Here is a 19114-nt window from a genome sequence, read left to right as displayed (position 1 = left end):
CAATGAAAATTTTGCTGATGGTGAGCGCGCTGTTGTTGAGCGCGGCCAGCCTGGCGGCGACGCCGTGGCAGCGCATCCAGCACCCGATTGCGGGTCAACCGACGGCTATTGGTGGCTTTGCCAATGGCTGTATTGTGGGTGCGCAGGCTTTACCGCTTAATTCGCCTGATTATCAGGTGATGCGTCAGGATCAGCGCCGCTATTTCGGGCATCCCGATCTGATCCTGTTTATCCAGCGCCTGGCCACCCAGGCCCATAGCCTCCAGCTAGGAAACGTGTTGATTGGCGATATGGGCATGGCGGCGGGCGGGCGCTTCAGCAGTGGACATGCCAGCCATCAAACCGGGCTGGACGTGGACATCTGGCTGCAACTGCCTAAAACCCGCTGGAGCGCGCAGCAGCTGCTTAAGCCCCAGCCGCTGGACCTCGTCACCGCCGACGACAAGAACGTGGTGGCGCGCCACTGGCAGCCTGAGATTGACAGCCTGATTAAGCTGGCGGCGAAAGATGAAGATGTCACGCGTATTTTCGTCAATCCGGCGATTAAAAAGCAGCTGTGTGCCGATGCAGGCACAGACCGGGCCTGGCTGCGTAAGGTGCGTCCTTGGTTTGCGCATCGCGCCCACATGCACGTCCGTTTACGCTGTCCGCAGGGCAGCCCCGACTGTGAAGAGCAGGCACCGCCGCCTGCCGGTGACGGCTGCGGCGCAGAACTGCAAAGCTGGTTTTTGCCCAGGCAGCCTGGCTCTGCACCGGTGAAACGTGAACCGCCGCCGCTGCCTGCGGCCTGTCAGGCACTGCTGGATAAACATCTACTGTAAGGGTTCCCATGGAATGGTTCGTTGTCAGCCCGTTGTTGGTCGCGCTGCTGTTTTTCATTGCGCTGCTGGCAGGTTTTATTGACTCCATTGCGGGCGGCGGCGGACTGTTAACCGTTCCCGCGTTGCTGGCGGCCGGGCTGTCACCGGCTCAGGCGCTGGCAACCAACAAGCTGCAGTCGGTCGGCGGATCGTTCTCGGCCAGCCTCTATTTTGTCCGGCGCGGGGCGATTAAGCTGAGCGAGCAGCGGCTGAATATCGCCATGACCTTTTTGGGGGCGGTTGGCGGTGCCATTCTGATCCAGCACCTTCAGGCTGATTTTTTGCGTCAGGTGCTGCCGCTGTTGTTGATTGCTATTGGCATGTGGTTTCTGCTGATGCCGCGCATCGGTGAAGACGATCGCGTTCACCGCCTGCAGGGGCTGCCTTTTGCCCTGGTCGGCGGTGGCTGTATCGGCTTTTATGATGGCTTCTTTGGACCCGGTGCGGGCTCTTTCTACGCGCTGGGCTTCGTGACGCTATGCGGCTACAACCTGGCGAAAGCCACCGCCCACGCCAAACTGCTCAATTTCACCTCAAACTTGGGCAGCCTGCTGTTTTTTATGTTTGGTGGCAAAGTGGTCTGGGGCACGGGACTTATCATGATGCTGGGGGCTTTTTGCGGGGCTCGTTTGGGCGCCAGGCTGGTGCTGGCACGCGGACAAAGGCTGATTCGCCCGATGGTGGTCATCGTTTCGGCGGTGATGAGCATCAAGCTGCTCTGGGACAGCCACGGCAGCGAATTGATGGCCTGGCTGAGCACGCTGAATCTGTAATACTTTTACGTGATGACTTAATGACAACAACACATAATTACGCGCAGCTTATTACGCTGTTTGATGACTGCTTTAGCCACGATTTTCAGACCCGTCTAATTAAAGGCGATGACGAACCGATCTATCTTCCAGCGGATGATGAATCACCATGGAACCGGGTGGTTTTTGCTCATGGGTTTTATGCCAGCGCGCTGCATGAAATTTCACACTGGTGCATTGCTGGCGAAGCCCGGCGTAAGTTAGTGGATTTTGGCTACTGGTATTGTCCGGACGGACGCGACGCGCAAACGCAGAGCCAGTTTGAAGCGGTTGAGGTGAAGCCGCAGGCGCTGGAGTGGATGTTTTGTGTAGCCGCAGGCTTTCCCTTCAACGTCAGTTGTGACAATCTCGAAGGCGATTGTGAGCCAGATCGCATTGGCTTTCAGCGTAAAGTTCATGCCCAGGTCATGAGCTATCTGGCGTCGGGTATTCCTGAGCGCCCCGCACGCTTTATTTCAGCCCTGGCTGACTATTATGGCAGGCCTTCTCTGACCGCATCGCAGTTTCCCTGGCCGGACGATCTGTGATGCATAAGGGACTTAATAACAGAGGAATGATGAGATGATCGCAGAATTTGAGGCACGTATTCTGGCCCTGATTGACGATATGGTTGAGCACGCCAGTGACGATGAGCTATTTGCCAGCGGTTATCTGCGCGGCCACCTCACTCTGGCAGTCGCTGAAGTGGAACTGCTGGACGACCACACGCCGCAGGCGCTACAGATTCAGGTGACACGTAGCCTGCAAAATGCCATTGCTGCCGGGGAGTTATCGCCACGGGACCAGGCGCTGGTGATTGGCATGTGGGATAACCTGTTTTTACAGGCCCGTCAGACGGCTTGAGTAGTCAGGGCGGCAGACCGCCCTGTGCTATTTCCCCGCTTTTTTACCCTTCAGTAGTTTTCTTACCCAGTAACGATTGGGATGAAGCGCCGCGAGCGTGTTGAGGTCCAGCGGCTGGGGTTCACCGCTAAGCTGAGCCGCCAGCACTTCCGCCGCCAGGGGGGCGCTGCACAGCCCGCGTGAGCCAAGCGCACCAAACAGATAAAGGCCAGGGAAACAGGGTGCCATTTCGCTCTCGGCCTCGCGGGCGCGCTGCTGAGCAAGATCGGCATAAACGTCAAGCGTTGCCACGTAATCCGGCACGCTGCCGACCATGGGCAAATGATCGCGTGTGGCGCAGCGCACGCCATTGCGCGCCTCGCCCTCACTGACGTCCACGTCATTCACCCAGTCGCTGTGTGGCAGGCAGTGCTGCAGACGGCTGCGGTTTTGCTGCTGATCGTCTTCGCGATAGGCGGTAGAGGTGTCGCCACGATGATAGCTGGCCCCGATACAGTGCGTACCAAACTGCGGGCTGGCTGGCGTGAGGTAGCCGTCATAGCAAAGTACCGTTTTCAGTGCCGACAGGGCCGGTGAAGCCGGGATATGGCTGACCTGACCGGCGACCGGGTAAACCGGCAGGGCATCGGTCTGAGGCAGATCGGTCATGGCATGACCATTAGCCAGCACCACAGCCTGATGCTGGGTTGCGGGCTTTTCGTCAAAGGTTAACTGCCAGCCTTGCTGAACCTGCGTCAGTGCGGTGACGCGGTGCAGCCAGTGAATGCGTAATCCACGCTGCTCGCAGTGGGACAGCAGGGCTGTGGTTAATTCGGCCGGGGCCAGCCAGCCGCCCAGTGGATAAAATATACCTCCGCAATCCAGCGCCACATTTGCCAACGCGGCTGCCTCGTCCTGGTTGACGCCAAAGGCGACCTCAGCCGGTAGGGCCATATCCAGCATCTGCGCAATCTTACTGGCACTTTTCTCGTCCCAGCCCAACTGCAATACGCCGCTCCAGTCATGTTCATAAGGCAGATCGAGTTGATCATACAGGCGACGGGCAAAACTGAATGCGGCAGGAAAGAAAGCCGCCAGGGCAGGATCGTGCTGGTTAAGGAGCGGATAGAGCGCGCCCTGACGATTACTGGACGCCCCCAGCGCGGGTGCCTCGTCAGCGCAGTAGAGCGTCACGCGAAAGCCCCGGCGAAGTAAGGCAAGGGCCAGCGTCGCGCTGGCAACGCCGCCGCCGACCAGGGCGATCTCCTTACCGGACAGGGCAGGGCGCGCATACCAGGGCTGGCGATGAGTCAGCGCAGGCGCGGCCTCAAGCGAACCGCACAGCATTTCCCGTTTCGGCCCAAAGCCTTTACGCCGGGTCACCGCAAAGCCCGCCTGTTGCAACCCGCGCCGCACAAAACCCGCTGCCGTAAAGGTTGCAAATGTGCCCCCTGGCCGGGCCAGTTTCGCCATCGACGCAAACAGTTCCGGCGTCCACATATCGGGATTTTTCGACGGCGCAAAGCCATCCAGAAACCAGGCATCCACCTGGCGATGCAGACTGTCATCAAAATTATCAATTAGCGCATTAATATCGCCTAACCACAGGTCCAGTGTGACGCGGCCCGAATCAAATAACACCCGCTGGCAGCCTGGCAGTGCCAGCGGCCACTGGTGCTGGAGCTGTTCAGCCCAGGGGGCCAGTTCGGGCCAGTGCTGGTGGGCCGCCGTTAAATCGGCCTGCGTCAGGGGGAATTTTTCAAAACTGATGAAGTGCAGACGTTTTAGGGGCGCGTCAGGATAATGTTGCTGGAAGGAATCAAAGGCCTGCCAGAGCGTGAGAAAGTTCAGGCCTGTGCCAAACCCGCTTTCGGCAACAATGAGCAGATCGCGCGGGTGCTGATGAAAGCGTTGTGGGAAATCATTGCCACCCAGAAAGACATAACGTGTCTCTTCCAGACCGTTGTCATTGGAAAAATAGACGTCGTCAAACGCTCGGGAAACAGGTGTACCCTGTTCGTTCCAGCTCAGTCTGGCGTGTTCAACCTGGGGTGTTTTCACAGTAAAGGCTCATTTTTCAGGGAGTGTCAGGATCTTATCGGTCGGCGTGACATGACGCAAATTTACAAAAGGAAATGGCTGATCGGACTTGTTCGGCGTACAAGTGTAAGCTAGAGTGCTCGTCAAATAACAGAAGTGGTGAGGAAGATTGAATGAAACGTGCTGTGATTACTGGCTTAGGGATCGTTTCCAGTATTGGTAATAACCAGCAAGAGGTGCTGGCATCTCTGCGTGAGGGCCGCTCAGGCATCACTTTTTCCCAGGAGATGAAAGATTCCGGCATGCGTAGTCACGTCTGGGGTAACGTTAAACTCGATACTACCGGCCTCATCGATCGCAAAGTTGTGCGTTTTATGAGTGATGCGTCCATCTATGCTTACCTGTCTATGGAAGAAGCCATCAAAGATTCTGGCCTGAGCAACGAAGCTTACCAGAATAACCCTCGCGTAGGTCTGATTGCAGGATCTGGCGGTGGTTCCCCACGTTTTCAGGTTTTTGGTGCGGATGCCATGCGCAGCCCACGCGGTCTGAAAGCCGTAGGGCCTTATGTGGTGACTAAGGCAATGGCGTCAGGCGTTTCAGCCTGTCTGGCTACGCCGTTTAAAATCCACGGCGTGAACTATTCAATCAGCTCTGCCTGTGCGACCTCCGCGCACTGTATCGGTAACGCGGTTGAACAGATTCAACTGGGCAAACAGGATATCGTTTTTGCGGGCGGCGGCGAAGAGCTGTGCTGGGAAATGGCCTGTGAGTTTGATGCAATGGGCGCACTTTCTACGCGTTATAACGACACGCCAGAAAAAGCCTCACGGACCTATGACAACGAACGTGATGGCTTCGTCATTGCGGGCGGCGGCGGTATGGTCGTGGTTGAAGAACTGGAACATGCGCTGGCGCGTGGCGCGCACATCTACGCTGAAATCGTGGGCTATGGCGCAACGTCGGACGGAGCAGACATGGTTGCGCCATCCGGTGAAGGCGCAGTGCGCTGCATGAAGATGGCGATGCACGGTGTGGATACGCCAATCGACTACCTGAACAGCCACGGAACCTCTACGCCAGTCGGTGATGTGAAAGAGCTGGGTGCCATTCGCGAAGTGTTCGGCGACAACACGCCGTATATTTCTGCAACCAAAGCGATGACCGGCCACTCCTTAGGGGCGGCGGGCGTGCAGGAAGCTATCTACTCGCTGCTGATGCTGGAGCACGGTTTTATTGCCCCAAGCATCAATATCAGCTCGCTGGACGCGGCGGCAGAAGGGATGAATATTGTGACTCAGCCAACTGAAAAAGCGCTGACCACGGTAATGTCAAACAGCTTTGGCTTTGGTGGCACCAACGCCACGCTGACAATGCGTAAATACCAGGCTTAATGCCCGGTTAAAAACGTGGCGTCGCGCTGCCCGGCACGACGTGAACCCTGCGAAAAGGTCGGCTTGCCGGCCTTTTTTGTTTTGGTTATCCCTCAGCGACGGTTGGGTGATGAGCCCGATGAAAGCAGCCTCACCAGCTTATCGCACCCGGCCACTATCTCATCTGGCGTCAGCGCCGCAAAACCCAGAATCCAGCCTTGCTGACGCGCGCCATCGCCGTAGAGCGGACTCAGGCGAGGCAGCAATAACCCCATCTTCTCGGCCTGTAAGCTCAGCCTCGCTTCGTCGCCCTGCCGCAGAGCAACGGTTGTCTGCAGTCCACCCGGGCAGGGAAAGGGCCTGAGCCAGGGCGTCAGGCGTTGCGCTATCTGCTCGAGTAAGCGATCGCGGCGGCTATGGTAAAGCTGGCGCATCAAACGCAGGTGGCTGGCAAAATGCCCCTGCTGCATAAATTCCGCCGTTACCGCCTGGGGCAGCAGGGCGCTGTGCCCGTCAAGCAGGCTGCGCGCGCGACCTAAGGGCGCGACCAGCGGGCCGGGCACCACCATCCATGCCAGACGTAGCGACGGAAACAGCGATTTTGAAAATGTGCCGAGGGTAATGACCCGGTTATCGTTGTCGAGTCCGTGCAGCGCAGACGCAGGGCGATCGTCATAGTGAAACTCGCTGTCGTAATCGTCTTCAATCAGCCAACTGCCGTTGCGCCGTGCCCAGTCCAGCCAGGCCAGACGGCGCGGCAGGCTTAATGACACGCCGGTGGGATACTGATGCGAAGGCGTCAGATACATCAGCTTTGCTGTTCCGGCTTGAGGAATCGCCCCCTCGGCATCCACCTGAATGCCGCGCACCCGTGCGCCTGCAGCAAGAAAGGCATTGCGCGCCCCCGCATAGCCCGGCTCTTCCATCCAGGTCTCATCACCGGGATCAATCAGCATTAACGACAGCAGCTGCAGCGCCTGCTGTGAACTGGTCAAAATAATCACCTGCTCAGCCTCACAGTGAACCCCACGAGACAGGGCAAGGTAGTCTGCAAGCGCGTGGCGAAGTGGCAGGTACCCCAACGGATCGCCATAGCCCATGACGCCAGGGCCTGCGGTGCGCTGCACGCGGGCGGTTAAGCGCCGCCAGAGGGGATGAGGAAAGGCGCGCAAATCTGGCGAACCTGCCGAAAAGGCATACGGAAAGGGCGCATCCTGACAACCGCCTGTCGCCAGTATCTGATGGCCGCGCTGCGAGAAATGCGCCATGCGGTCAGCGCGGGGGCGCGGCGCGCTGACCGGCAGCGTGATGGCAACGAAGCTACCGCGACCGGACTCCCGCCGCAGGTAGCCTTCACTTTCAAGCTGAGCGTAAGCCGCTTCAACCGTAACGCGTGACAGATTCAAATCGGCAGCCAGCTGACGGCTGGAGGGCAGTTTCTGACCCGCCTGAAGGTGCGCGGTCTCTATCCACTGGCGAAGCGTGGCGCACAGGCGGTCGCGCAGACCGCCGGTTGCCTGATGATGAAACAGTTGCAGCAGCGGGGAAGTCATCGTGGTCTTATGGGCTCATTGAAAGCGGTATTATCCAGCAGTCCACTTTGCCGTAAACTGCCTGTCTGCCACAACAGGAGAAAAAACGATGTCATCTGTTTTAGGTTTTCCCCCCGCGTCACCGCAGCAGAGCCTTGCATATCTGCAGGCCAAACTGGCTTATTACACCGATGCCTGGGATCTGGCTGACGATCTGGCCCATCAGCGACCGGGCGTTGTCGTCATTGATGCCCGTCAGATCGAGGCTTACCGCGCCGGTCATCTCTGCGGAGCAATAAATTTTCCGCATCGGGAAATGAATGAAGCCAGCACAGCCGGACTGGATCGCAACCTGCTGTATGTGACGTACTGTGATGGCATTGGCTGCAATGGTTCGACCAAAGCGGCTTATCAGATGGCGTTGCTGGGATTTAAGGTCAAGGAACTGATTGGCGGGCTGGATTTCTGGAAGCGCGATGGCCATCCCATGGCATGGGGCGACGAGCCGGGAGAATGGCCGCAGACGGCTTCTGCGGCATCCTGTGGGTGTTAACTTACAGCACCAGCCAGAGTAAAAAGGCCAGAACGATTAACCCGACGATCGCGCTCAGCACCGGGCGCGCTGCCAGCGGCTGCAGCACAGGCGGCAGCGAGCCGGAGATGGGCGCCCAGATGGGATGCGGATTCAGTTCGTTATCGGCCAGGGCTTGCTCGTGTGCTCTTTCTGCGCGACGTGCAAACAGGAAGTTAAGCAGATCCTGGGTTTGCGTCGGGGTCAGCACCATCTGAGGCGTGGCCTGAAAGCGTTGCAGGCTGTAGTCTTCCAGCATCTGCTGTTCACGCTGATCCAGAGGGTGTTTCAGCGAGGTTTCAATCAGCTGCAACGTCGGCGCACTGTGCTGGCTTAACGTCTGACGGACCTGTAAATACTGAGTGAGCAGCGGATAGTGGCGTGACGGGATCGGATCGCCACTGGTCAGGTTTACCAGCTTTAGTGCGGCGGTCCATATTTTGCCACTGGATTCGCCCGTCGCGGCAGCCAGGCGCACAATTTGCTGATTCAGCGCCTGATGCTCGGCAGGCAGCAGCGTGCGATCGCTGCTGCGGCTCTGCTGAGGTTGCGGAATGGCCATCTGACCATTTTGCAGCATGGTCAGCACCTGACGAAGCTGATCCTGGGTTAATGCGCTCAGCACCGTCTGACCAAACTGCTGGCGGATAAAATCACTTACCGCCTGGCGGTTATTGCCTTTGGGCAACAGGTCGGTGAGTTGCGTCATTAACTGACGCGTACCGTGACCGGTCTGCACCTGCGCCAGGCGGTTGTTAAGAAACTGCTCCGCAGCCGGAAAATGGCGTGACTGGAGTTCTGCTTCGCTTTTAACACCGACTTCATGACGCAGGCCGGCCCAGAGCTCAGGCGCTTTAAGCGTGCTGAGCGACATGATGCGCACAATCAGGCGCTCAAGCGTCGTGCGCTGGGCAGGAGAAAGGGGTTGTTCACCGGCAACACTTCCCGTACGCGGGGCGTCAGTTTGCGGATTAACAGATGAACGATCGCCGACCGGCACACCGGGGCCGCTGACAGGTTGCATGGCGGATTCCTTGGGAAACAGAACAGCGTGGGGTGCGCCGGAAACAGAATACACTATGATAACAAAAGCCCCTGGGAAATCCACGGGGCTTGTGTGTTTCGAACAAAGATTTACTTACTGATGCGCGTGAGCGGGCTTACGGCGCAGCCGTTTCCATAGCAGCGGCACGATTAATACGGCAACGGCGAGGATCAACAGGACTTTCGCAATCGGACTTTCCCACAGAATGCCCATCTCACCGTTGCTGATCGACAAGGCACGCCGCAGGTTTTGCTCCAGCATTTCACCCAGCACGAAACCTAAAATCAGCGGGGACATGGGGAAATCCATTTTCCGCAGGATATAGCCGAAAATCCCCAGTCCGACCATCAGCAGCAGGTCAAAGGTGGTGCTGTGCACCGCATAAACGCCCACGGCCGAGATGGCGGCGATAGCCGGAACTAAAAACCACAGCGGAATCGTCAGCATCCGCGCAAACACGTTGATCATCGGGATGTTCATGATCAGCAGCATCAGGTTACCAATCAGCAGCGCGGCAATCAGTCCCCAGACGATATCCGGCTGTTCGGTAAACATCGCAGGTCCAGGCGTGATGTTGTACAGCGTCAGCGCACCGACCATGACCGCGGTGGTGCCGGAACCGGGAATGCCCAGGGTCAGCATCGGAATAAACGAGCCGCAGGCGGAGGCGTTGTTCGCCGCTTCCGGCGCAGCCACACCGCGAATATCGCCCTTACCAAACTGATCGCTGCCAGTGATTTTTTTCTCGGCCATGTAGGCGATAGCACTGGCGATAGTAGCGCCCGCGCCGGGCAGCACGCCCACAAAGAAGCCGATAAATGAGGCACGCAGTGTGGCACCCGTAGACATAGCGGCCTCTTTCATATTGAACATCATGCGGCCACTGGCACGCACCACCTTTTGCCCGCTATGGGTGGATTCCAGCATCAACAAAATTTCGCTCACTGAGAACAGGCCAATGACGACCACGACAAACTGGATGCCGTCAGAAAGGTGAACGCTGTCAAAGGTGAAGCGATAGACTCCGGTATTCGCGTCCACGCCCACGGTCGCCATGCTCAGCCCGATCAACGCCGACAGAAATGATTTAAGCGGGTTCTGACTCATCATGCTGCCCAGACAGGCAATGGCGAAGACCATAAGCGCAAAATATTCGGCTGGGCCAAACGCCAGCGACCAGCGGGCCAGCAGCGGTGCGAATAAGATGATGCCGATGATAGCGATGGTGGAACCGACAAAGGAGCTGACGGCAGAAATTGACAGCGCCACGCCCGCTTTACCTTGCTGCGCCATCGGATAGCCATCCAGTGCGGTCATAATGGCGCCGGCATCGCCCGGAACGTTGAGCAGTATCGACGAAATACGTCCGCCGTATTCACAGCCCAGATAAACGGTGGCCAGGAGAATCAACGCGGATTCTGCAGGCAGGTGCAGGGCGAACGCCAGCGGCATCAAAATCGCTACGCCGTTGATCGGCCCGAGTCCCGGCAGTAAGCCTACGATGGTGCCGATAAAGCAGCCGATAAGGGCAATCAGCAGATTTTCCGGCGTCATGGCAACGGCAAAGCCGTGCATCAGGAAAGACCAGGTTTCCATCATTTCTCTCCTTAATTAAACAGGCTGCCAGCAGGCAAGGTAACGTCCAGTAGATGGTCGAAGGCGTAAAACAGTGACCATCCCATTACACCGCCGGACAGCACAGCGGCCCACCAGCGCGCGCCAAACAGCAGGCCGATACCAAACGTCAGCAGCGAGGTCGCTAACGGGAAGCCCAGGGTTTCAAACATCCCGCCGTACACCAGCATCATCGCCGCCAGCGCCACCAGGCGTTTCAGTGTGGCGGGCGTGGGCCACTGGATGGCATCCGGTTTTCTCAGCAGCAGCATCACGGCACAGAAAGCCATCAGGCTGAGAAGCACCAGCGGAAAAGGACGTGGGCCGACAGGCTCATAGCTGTATTCACTCTGAATCTGCCAGGCGATAACCAGTCCCGCCAGGCACAGCACTAGCCACAAGGTGGCAAAAATACGATCGCTCATGATCTCTCCCGCTTACTTAGCCAGACCAAAGGATTTCGCCTGCTCGCGATAGGCGGCAACCTGGTCTTTCACGTATTTATCCAGTTCAGCACCAAACATATTGAATTCGAACAGGCCTCGCAGTTCGCGCTGCTTCTTGAATTCCGGGGTTTGCACCATTTTCTCAAAGGCGCTCTGCCACCACTGATAATCGGCATCGCTGACTTTAGGGCCAAGATAGAAGCCGCGAATAATCGGCCATTCCACGTTAAAGCCCTGCTCTTTGGCGGTAGGAATCGAGGCCAGCTGATCGGGCAGGCGTTTGTCTGCCATTACCGCCAGCACGCGCAGTTTGCCCCCTTGTAAATGCGGCACCATCTCGCTGAGATCGCCAGACATCACCTGAATATGATTACCCAGCAGGGCGGTGACGACTTCACCACCGCCTTCAAACGCGACATAGCGCATTTTGCGCGGATCAATACCGGCTTCTTTTGCGACCAGCGCCGTTTTCATCCAGTCCTGGCTGCCGATAGAGGCACCCGCACCCACCACCACTTTGGTGGGATCTTTTTTCATATCCGCCATGAGTTCGCCCAGGTTTTTCCACGGCGCGTCTTCACGCACGGCAATCATGCCGTAATCGGTACCGATCGCCGCCAGCCACTTCACGTCATCAACCGAGTAGCGACCAAATTTTCCCTGCGACAGGTTCAGCAGCGATCCCCCCGAAAAGGCCACGACCGTACCGGCTTCGGCAGGACGCTGCGCAACGATCGCGTTATAGGCCACCGCGCCTACGCCACCTGGCATGTAGGTAATGCGCATCGGCTTCTCGATCTGCTTCGTTTCCATCAGCGAAACCTGAATCAGCTTACAGGTCAGGTCGAAACCGCCGCCGGGTTTAGCCGGTGCGATGCATTCTGTTCTGTCGGGTGCAGCAGCATAACCTGATGAGGAGAACATAAGAGCCAGTAGGGCAGAGGCGAGGGCGGTGTGGATTATTTTTTTCATCGTGCGCTCCATCTTTGTTTCAGAGTGTGATTACTACCGACTATTCGGTGTTATTGAATTGTTAAAACAGCAACCTTTCATTTACCTTTCATTCATGAGGTTTAGTGAAAGGATGTGATATGCGTCTCTTACTGGTGGAAGACACGGCCGAGCTGGCGCGATGGTTACAGAAGGCGTTAACACAAAAAGGCTTTGCTGTGGACTGGGTGGCGGACGGCCTGGCGGCCGATCACAGCCTGCAAAGCGAAGACTATGCGCTGGTCGTGCTGGATGTCTCTCTGCCGCGCCTGGACGGCATTGAAGTATTAACCCGGCTGCGCCGCCGGGGACAAACTGTGCCGGTACTGATGCTGACCGCGCGCACTACGCTGGATGACCGCGTGCGCGGTCTGAACACGGGGGCGGATGACTATCTGACCAAACCCTTTGAACTGGATGAGTTGGACGCGCGCCTGCGAGCGTTAATGCGGCGTTCGCAGGGGCAATCGCCACAAAACAAAACGCTGGGCCAGTTGGTACTGAACGGCGAGGGTTACTTTTTGCTGGCCGAAAAACCGCTGGCACTGACGCCGCGAGAATCCAGCGTGCTGACCACGCTGATGCAGCGTCAGGGTCGCCCGGTCTCGCGGCAACATTTGTATGAACAAACCTTTACGCTGGCGGATGAAGCCAGCCCGGAAAGTATTGAACTCTATGTGCATCGGGTGCGCAAAAAACTGGCCGGAAGTGATGTCGGTATTGTGACGCTACGCGGTCTGGGTTACAGCCTGGAAACCCTGGCATGCGATTAATCACCTCGCTACGGGGAGAGCTGCTCGCCTGGCTGGGACTGCCATTGCTCATGCTGTGGATTCTGTCAGTTTATACGCATTACCAGAGCGGCCTGGCGGCGGCGAATCAGGCCTACGATCGTTCGCTGCTGGCCTCTGCGCGCACCGTTGCCGAGCGGCTGGTGGTCCGTCATCAGCATCTGGAGGTCGATGTGCCCTGGGTCGTGCTCGACAGCTTTGAGCGCAATATGAACGATCGCCTGTTTTACCAAGTGATTTCGCCCCAGGGCAAAACGCTGTCGGGTTATGACGGGCTGCCGCCGATTCCGGCCACCAGCGAGATGTCTGAAGCCTATCCTGCGTTAGTCCATTTTTATGACGGGTTTTACCAGAAACAGCGCATTCGGGTCGCGGCCTTATGGCAGCCGGTCAGCGAGGCGGGCGTGGAAGGTATGGCGCTGGTGCTGGTGGCGGAAACTATCCATTCCCGTGAGGCGTTTGCCCAGGGGCTGATGCGGACAGCCTTACTTAGCCAGAGCGCGCTGGTGCTCATCGCCTTGTTGCTGGCGAGCATGATGCTGCGCCGGGTATTACGGCCTTTACGTCGGCTGTCAAAGATTGTCCTGCGCCGCGACGGTGCTGAACTGACCCCGCTGCCTTCGCTGCCCTGGTCGGAACTTCAGCCGCTCATTGTGGCCTTTAACCGCTATCTGGAACGGCTGAGAAAATTGCTGGCACGGCAGGATCGGTTCAGCGCCGATGCCGCGCATCAGCTGCGCACACCGCTCACCATTCTGAAAACGCAGATTAGCACGGCGCTGGATAGCGATCGGCCCGAACAGTGGCGGGAAAGTCTACAGAGCATGCACTACACGCTGGATGACACCATTCTGCTCACCGACCGTTTGTTACAACTGGCGCGCATCAAAGCCCGCCACGGGGAAGATAAACCCATGACGAGAGTGGATTTGGCGGCAGTGGTGCGTGAAGCGTGCCTGAGTCGTTATGCAGCGGCGCGCGCGAAACAGATTGACCTGGGTTACGAAGGGGATGAGCACTGTGAGGTGAAAGGCGATGCGCTATTGCTGGGCGAGCTGTGCGCCAACCTGCTGGATAACGCGATTAAGTACACGCCAGCGCAGGGCATCATTACGGCCCGCGTAGAGAACGGCAGGCTGCAAATTGAAGACTCAGGACCGGGGATTAGCCGGGAAGAGCAACAAAAAGCACTGCGGCCTTTTATCCGGCTGGATAATGCCGCGATGCAGGCCGGAGCGGGCATTGGGCTGGCGCTGGTGCAGGATATTTGTGCCTGGCACGGGGCGGCCGTCACGCTGGAGAGCAGTCCGTTACTGGGCGGACTGCGTGTTTCCGTCAATTTTAGCGCGGATCGGCCTTGATCGATTTGCGCGCGCTAAGCGGCCTGCGCAGCCGCTGTGCCAGCAAAACGCCCGTCAGCGTCAGACCGCCGCCGATCCAGTGATAGCTGTGCAGATGCTCATGCAGAAACAGCACCGCAATCAGGGCGGTAAAAACCGGCGTCAAATTCATAAAGATGCTGGTGATGCTGGCACCTAATTTTTGCACGCCATGGATCCACAGCCAGGGGGCAAGAATCGAGGCAAACAGCCCGGCAAAAGCCACCAGCGGAAGGTTACGCGGCGTAAGCGCCACGTCCGGCGTCATCAGAAAGCCGGGTAACAGCAACAGAACGCCAAAGGCAATTTGCACATACAGGCTCTGCCAGACCGGCAGCGGAATTGACCAGCGTTTGGTCATCACGCCATAAAGCGCATAGCTGGCTGAGGCCGCCAGCATCATGGCTTCACCTGCTCCGATGCCGTGATGCAGCAACTGATCAAGATTGCCTGCGCTGACCAACCAGATTAAGCCACAAAAGGAGATCAGGCTGCCCGCCAGAATCCCCACGGTCGGGGCAATGCGCAGTATGACCACACTGAGCAATACCGTTAACAGTGGGATTAGCGCGGCGATAATACCCATAAACAGGGCGCTCACGCTGTGCGCGGCATAGTAGGCCAGACTTTGGTACAGCGCCATGCCCAGCAGACCCAGAACCATCAAGCGCAAGAGGTGCGGCCGGATCGTCTGCCATTGCCGTATCACACCCGGTAACACAAACGGGGTCAGGACCAGCAACGCCAGTAACCAGCGATAAAAAGAAATCGCCGCAGGCTCGATGGCACTCGCCGATAATTTATTAACGATAGCATTAACCGACCAAATTAAGACCGCAAACAGCGGGAACAAAAAGAACATAATATGACTCCAGCCTCAGACCCGCCGCAGTGTACGCCTGTGTTGCCCCTTTCTGCCAGCCTTAGCACTCACTGCACAGCGTGGTTAGGCTAACGCGGGGCTTTTGTGCCAAAATAGCGCCCTTAAATGCAACACACAGGAAAGCCGTGGTGAAAATTCTCGTCGATGAAAACATGCCCTATGCCCGTGAACTCTTTAGTCGCACGGGCGAGGTGGTCGCTGTCCCTGGCAGGCCGCTTCCTGAAGCCCAACTGGCCGATGCCGATGGCCTGATGGTGCGTTCCGTGACCCAGGTTAACGCTGCGCTACTGCAGGACAAGCCCGTAAAGTTTGTCGGCACGGCAACCGCGGGCACAGATCATATTGACGAAGACTGGCTTGAGCAGGCGGGCATTGCCTTCTCTGCCGCGCCGGGCTGTAACGCGATCGCCGTCGTAGAGTATGTTTTTTCTGCCTTGCTGCTGCTGGCGGAGCGCGACGGTTTTCAGTTGCGCGATCGCACGGTGGGCATTGTGGGCGTCGGTAACGTGGGCGGGCGATTGCAGAAACGCCTTGAAGCCTGGGGCGTGAAAACCCTGCTGTGCGATCCGCCGCGCGCTGACCGGGGTGACAAAGAGGATTTTCACTCGCTCGATGCGCTGGTGGAACAGGCCGATATTTTAACGTTTCATACGCCGCTGTTTAAATCTGGCCCCTACAAGAGCTGGCATCTGGCCGATGCCGCGCGGCTGATGGCCCTGAAGCCCAACGCCATTCTGATTAACGCCTGCCGCGGCCCGGTGGTGGATAACGCCGCGCTGCTGGAAGTCCTGAACATGCGTCACGATCTCAGCGTGGTGCTGGACGTCTGGGAACCTGAACCGGATCTCTCCCTGGCGCTGCTGGATAAGGTGGATATCGCGACGGCCCACATCGCCGGTTACACCCTGGAGGGCAAGGCGCGCGGCACCACCCAGGTTTTTGAGGCCTGGTGCGACTTTATTGGCCAACCGCAGCAGGTTCCGCTGAGTAGCCTGCTACCGACGCCGGAATTCAGCCAGATCAGCCTTAACGGGCCGCTCGATCAGCCAACGCTGAAACGGTTAGTGCATCTGGTGTATGATGTGCGCCGCGATGATGCGCCCCTGCGAAAAGTGGCGGCAAAACCGGGCGAGTTTGACCGCCTGCGCAAACAGTATGAAGAGCGTCGCGAATGGTCATCATTACAGGTTAACTGTGATAATGAAGCCACCGCTGAGCAGCTTATTCAGCTGGGCTTTAACGCCATATTATCCTCAACCTGATGGGTTCAGCCGGGTAACGCGCGGCTGAAGGTAGGGATAATTCTGAATCCCCGGGCGGTGACATCACCGCTTTCTGTTTTTATGTCATTGTCTGAGGTAAACCAACATGTCTGACGGCTGGAATATTGCGCTACTGGGCGCAACAGGCGCAGTAGGGAACGCTGTACTGGAACTACTGGCTCAACGCCAGTTCCCGGTTGGTGAATTGTATTTGCTGGCGAGCGACAACGGTGCCGGTGAAATCAAACGTTTTGAAGGACGTTCTGTGCGCGTTGAAGACGCGGCCGGGTTTGACTGGTCACAGGCGCAGCTGGCCTTTTTTGTCGCCGGTCGCGATGCATCAGAACGCTATGCCGAAGAGGCGGCGGGCGCGGGCTGTCTGGTGATCGACAGCAGCGAGCTGTTTGCCCTGTCACCGGACGTGCCGCTGGTGGTGCCGGATGTGAATCCACAGGTGCTGGCCGATTACCGTAATCGCAACATCATCAGCGTGGCGGATAATCTGGTGAGTCAACTGCTGACGGCAATCAAACCGCTGGTGGATGCGGCAGGTTTGGGCCGTTTACAGGTCACCAATCTGATCTCTGTCTCCACCCACGGCAAAGTGGCCGTGGATGCGCTGGCCGGTGAGAGTGCGCGTCTGCTGAACGGCGTGCCCGCTGACGAACACCACTTTGGCCGCCAGCTGGCCTTTAACCTTCTGCCGCAGCTGGCAGATAGCGAAGGCAGCGTAGAAAGCGAGCGCCGCCTGGTCGATCAGGTACGCAAAGTCCTGCAGGACGAGGGTTTGCCCGTGGCGGTCAGCAGCATTCAGGCGCCGGTATTTTATGGCAATGCGCAGATCGTACATATTGAAAACCTGCGCCCGCTGTCGGCGGAAGAGGCAAGGGCAGAGCTGGCGCTGGCTGCGGATATTCATCTGAGCGAAGAGGATGCGGTGCCGACGCCGGTTACCGATGCCTCGGGCAGCGATGAACTGAGCATTGGCTGTGTGCGTAACGACTACGGCATTCCTGAGCTGTTGCAGTTCTGGTCGGTGGCCGACAACGTCCGTTTCGGCGGTGCGCTGATGGCGGTGAAGACCGCTGAGAAGCTGGTTCAGGAGTACATGTACTGATGTCAGAAGGTCAGACACAAAAACTGGCACTGGGCATCGAGTACGACGGCAGCCGCTACTATGGCTGGCAACGTCAGCAGGAAGTGCGCAGCGTGCAGGAAAAGCTGGAACGGGCGCTGTCGAAAGTGGCCGACCATCCGGTCAGCGTGTTCTGTGCCGGCCGCACCGATGCCGGCGTACACGGCACCGGCCAGGTGGTGCATTTTGAAACCGTTGCGCAGCGCGCCGATGCCGCCTGGACGCTGGGCGTGAACGCCAATCTGCCAGACGATATCGCTGTACGTTGGGTCAAGGCGGTGCCGGACGACTTTCACGCGCGTTTTAGCGCAACCGCCAGGCGTTATCGCTATTTGATCTACAATCAGCGGCTCCGTCCGGCGATTCTGGGTAATGGCGTGACGCATTTTTACTATCCTCTGGATGTAGAAAAGATGCAGCGCGCCGGACAGTGCCTGCTGGGCGAGAATGATTTTACCTCTTTCCGCGCCGTGCAGTGTCAGTCGCGAACGCCGTGGCGCAACGTGATGCACCTGAACGTCACGCGCCACGGGCCTTATGTGATTGTCGATATTAAAGCCAATGCGTTTGTGCACCATATGGTGCGCAATATTGTCGGTAGTCTGATGGAAATTGGCTGCGGCAATCAGTCAGAATCCTGGATGGCGGAACTGCTGGCGGCTAAAGATCGCACGCTGGCGGCGGCAACGGCGAAAGCCGAAGGGCTTTATCTGGTTGCGGTGGATTATCCCGTGCATTTTGCTTTACCTCAGCCGGCGATGGGGCCATTGTTCCTCGCGGATTAATTAACCTTACGTACAAGGGATCGTTATGGAGTTTATCCATTTTGTGGTCGATTTTATTCTGCACATTGATGTGCATCTGGCCGAATTAGTCGCGCAGTATGGCATTTGGATCTACGCCATCCTGTTTCTGATTTTGTTCTGCGAAACGGGCTTAGTCGTCACGCCGTTTTTGCCGGGTGATTCACTGCTGTTCGTGGCAGGGGCGCTGGCCGCGTTGCCGGGTAACGATCTCAACGTGCATCTCATGGTGGCGCTGTTGGTCATTGCCGCTATTCTGGGGGACGCCGTGAACTACACCATCGGCAAACTCTTTGGCGAACGGCTGTTCAGCAACCCGAACTCGAAAATTTTCCGCCGCAGCTATCTGGATAAAACCCATGCCTTTTATGCCCGGCACGGTGGGAAAACCATTATCCTGGCGCGCTTCGTGCCCATCGTGCGGACCTTTGCGCCTTTCGTCGCCGGAATGGGACACATGTCCTACCGCCACTTCGCCCTGTTTAACGTCGCGGGCGCGCTGGCCTGGGTGCTGCTGTTTTCCTATGCGGGTTATCTGTTTGGCGATTTGCCCGTGGTACAGGAAAACCTTAAGCTGCTTATCCTCGGGATTATCGTGGTGTCGATTCTGCCAGGTGTGATTGAAATCTGGCGCCATCGCCGCCAGGCTAAGCAGTAAAATTATCCCTGAGTAGCCGCGTTGCTCAGGGGTAAGACCAGATTTTTATCCACAGTCTTAATTGGTTGTGGTTTAATGAGCGACATTTACCGTCTGCT

General features: G+C 57.6%; 19 protein-coding genes. 12 read left to right on the top strand and 7 right to left on the bottom strand.

Going from position 1 to position 19114, the window contains the following annotated elements; all coding sequences use genetic code 11:
* Positions 1-2: 2 nt before the first annotated feature.
* From mepA to ACPXSQ_RS10175, 4 genes are read left to right on the top strand one after another with little or no spacing between them, the layout of a single operon-like run.
* Positions 3-821, top strand: coding sequence for a penicillin-insensitive murein endopeptidase (gene mepA, locus ACPXSQ_RS10190; protein WP_022623444.1), 819 nt, complete (start codon positions 3-5; stop codon positions 819-821).
* Between the two features lie 8 nt (positions 822-829).
* Entirely contained in the window at positions 830-1633 is an 804-nt protein-coding gene (locus ACPXSQ_RS10185; protein ID WP_014594199.1) for a sulfite exporter TauE/SafE family protein, read from the top strand.
* 20 nt (positions 1634-1653) lie between these two features.
* Positions 1654-2199: an elongation factor P hydroxylase gene (locus ACPXSQ_RS10180; RefSeq protein WP_019106020.1), complete on the top strand. Its 546-nt coding sequence runs from the start codon at positions 1654-1656 to the stop codon at positions 2197-2199.
* 34 nt (positions 2200-2233) lie between these two features.
* The gene (locus ACPXSQ_RS10175; RefSeq protein ID WP_013026562.1) at positions 2234-2515 is read left to right on the top strand and encodes a YfcL family protein; all 282 of its coding nucleotides are present in this window, start codon (positions 2234-2236) and stop codon (positions 2513-2515) included.
* 27 nt (positions 2516-2542) lie between these two features.
* Here the strand turns inward: ACPXSQ_RS10175 and mnmC are convergent, their stop codons facing one another.
* Positions 2543-4555 carry a bifunctional tRNA (5-methylaminomethyl-2-thiouridine)(34)-methyltransferase MnmD/FAD-dependent 5-carboxymethylaminomethyl-2-thiouridine(34) oxidoreductase MnmC gene (gene mnmC, locus ACPXSQ_RS10170; protein ID WP_019106019.1) on the bottom strand — a complete coding sequence of 671 codons (2013 nt, stop codon included), beginning with the start codon at positions 4553-4555 and terminating at the stop codon, positions 2543-2545.
* A gap of 152 nt (positions 4556-4707) precedes the next feature.
* Here mnmC and fabB point away from each other — a divergent pair, with 152 nt between their 5' ends.
* Positions 4708-5928, top strand: coding sequence for a beta-ketoacyl-ACP synthase I (gene fabB, locus ACPXSQ_RS10165; protein ID WP_013026560.1), 1221 nt, complete (start codon positions 4708-4710; stop codon positions 5926-5928).
* Positions 5929-6020: 92 nt separating this feature from the next.
* On the opposite strand, the gene ACPXSQ_RS10160 is transcribed toward fabB, so the two are convergent.
* Positions 6021-7460, bottom strand: a complete 1440-nt coding sequence (locus ACPXSQ_RS10160; protein ID WP_426143568.1) for a PLP-dependent aminotransferase family protein — start codon at positions 7458-7460, stop codon at positions 6021-6023.
* An 88-nt stretch (positions 7461-7548) separates the two neighbouring features.
* Here ACPXSQ_RS10160 and ACPXSQ_RS10155 point away from each other — a divergent pair, with 88 nt between their 5' ends.
* Positions 7549-7992, top strand: coding sequence for a rhodanese-like domain-containing protein (locus ACPXSQ_RS10155; RefSeq protein ID WP_426143566.1), 444 nt, complete (start codon positions 7549-7551; stop codon positions 7990-7992).
* A 1-nt stretch (position 7993) separates the two neighbouring features.
* Here the strand turns inward: ACPXSQ_RS10155 and flk are convergent, their stop codons facing one another.
* The 4 genes from flk to ACPXSQ_RS10135 all read right to left on the bottom strand — a co-directional run bounded on the left by flk (position 7994) and on the right by ACPXSQ_RS10135 (position 12087).
* Entirely contained in the window at positions 7994-9034 is a 1041-nt protein-coding gene (flk, locus tag ACPXSQ_RS10150; protein ID WP_019106017.1) for a flagella biosynthesis regulator Flk, read from the bottom strand.
* A 114-nt stretch (positions 9035-9148) separates the two neighbouring features.
* The gene (locus tag ACPXSQ_RS10145) at positions 9149-10651 is read right to left on the bottom strand and encodes a tripartite tricarboxylate transporter permease (protein ID WP_426143801.1); all 1503 of its coding nucleotides are present in this window, start codon (positions 10649-10651) and stop codon (positions 9149-9151) included.
* A gap of 11 nt (positions 10652-10662) precedes the next feature.
* A complete protein-coding gene (locus ACPXSQ_RS10140) occupies positions 10663-11094 on the bottom strand; it encodes a tripartite tricarboxylate transporter TctB family protein (RefSeq protein ID WP_013026555.1) in 432 nt (143 codons plus the stop codon).
* 12 nt (positions 11095-11106) lie between these two features.
* Positions 11107-12087 carry a Bug family tripartite tricarboxylate transporter substrate binding protein gene (locus ACPXSQ_RS10135; protein WP_080709586.1) on the bottom strand — a complete coding sequence of 327 codons (981 nt, stop codon included), beginning with the start codon at positions 12085-12087 and terminating at the stop codon, positions 11107-11109.
* A gap of 119 nt (positions 12088-12206) precedes the next feature.
* Here ACPXSQ_RS10135 and tctD point away from each other — a divergent pair, with 119 nt between their 5' ends.
* The gene (gene tctD, locus ACPXSQ_RS10130) at positions 12207-12878 is read left to right on the top strand and encodes a transcriptional regulator TctD (protein WP_282472900.1); all 672 of its coding nucleotides are present in this window, start codon (positions 12207-12209) and stop codon (positions 12876-12878) included.
* Positions 12869-14257 carry a sensor histidine kinase gene (locus ACPXSQ_RS10125; protein ID WP_426143563.1) on the top strand — a complete coding sequence of 463 codons (1389 nt, stop codon included), beginning with the start codon at positions 12869-12871 and terminating at the stop codon, positions 14255-14257. The genes tctD and ACPXSQ_RS10125 overlap by 10 nt, the downstream gene beginning before the upstream one ends.
* Here the strand turns inward: ACPXSQ_RS10125 and ACPXSQ_RS10120 are convergent.
* Positions 14238-15137, bottom strand: coding sequence for a DMT family transporter (locus ACPXSQ_RS10120; RefSeq protein ID WP_014594190.1), 900 nt, complete (start codon positions 15135-15137; stop codon positions 14238-14240). The genes ACPXSQ_RS10125 and ACPXSQ_RS10120 overlap by 20 nt on opposite strands.
* A gap of 149 nt (positions 15138-15286) precedes the next feature.
* Here ACPXSQ_RS10120 and pdxB point away from each other — a divergent pair, with 149 nt between their 5' ends.
* The 4 genes from pdxB to ACPXSQ_RS10100 all read left to right on the top strand — a co-directional run bounded on the left by pdxB (position 15287) and on the right by ACPXSQ_RS10100 (position 19016).
* Positions 15287-16420 carry a 4-phosphoerythronate dehydrogenase PdxB gene (gene pdxB / locus ACPXSQ_RS10115; protein ID WP_033775293.1) on the top strand — a complete coding sequence of 378 codons (1134 nt, stop codon included), beginning with the start codon at positions 15287-15289 and terminating at the stop codon, positions 16418-16420.
* Between the two features lie 106 nt (positions 16421-16526).
* Complete coding sequence (locus ACPXSQ_RS10110) at positions 16527-17537, top strand: aspartate-semialdehyde dehydrogenase (RefSeq protein WP_014594188.1); 1011 nt, start codon at positions 16527-16529, stop codon at positions 17535-17537.
* Positions 17537-18340, top strand: a complete 804-nt coding sequence (truA, locus tag ACPXSQ_RS10105; protein WP_013026548.1) for a tRNA pseudouridine(38-40) synthase TruA — start codon at positions 17537-17539, stop codon at positions 18338-18340. Before ACPXSQ_RS10110 ends, truA begins: the two co-directional genes overlap by 1 nt.
* 25 nt (positions 18341-18365) lie before the next feature.
* Positions 18366-19016 carry a DedA family protein gene (locus tag ACPXSQ_RS10100; protein ID WP_013026547.1) on the top strand — a complete coding sequence of 217 codons (651 nt, stop codon included), beginning with the start codon at positions 18366-18368 and terminating at the stop codon, positions 19014-19016.
* Positions 19017-19114 lie beyond the last annotated feature (98 nt).

It is taken from the genome of Pantoea sp. EEL5, assembly GCF_049892805.1.
Lineage (GTDB): Bacteria > Pseudomonadota > Gammaproteobacteria > Enterobacterales > Enterobacteriaceae > Pantoea > Pantoea ananatis.
This window is presented reverse-complemented; position numbering and strand designations above follow the sequence as displayed.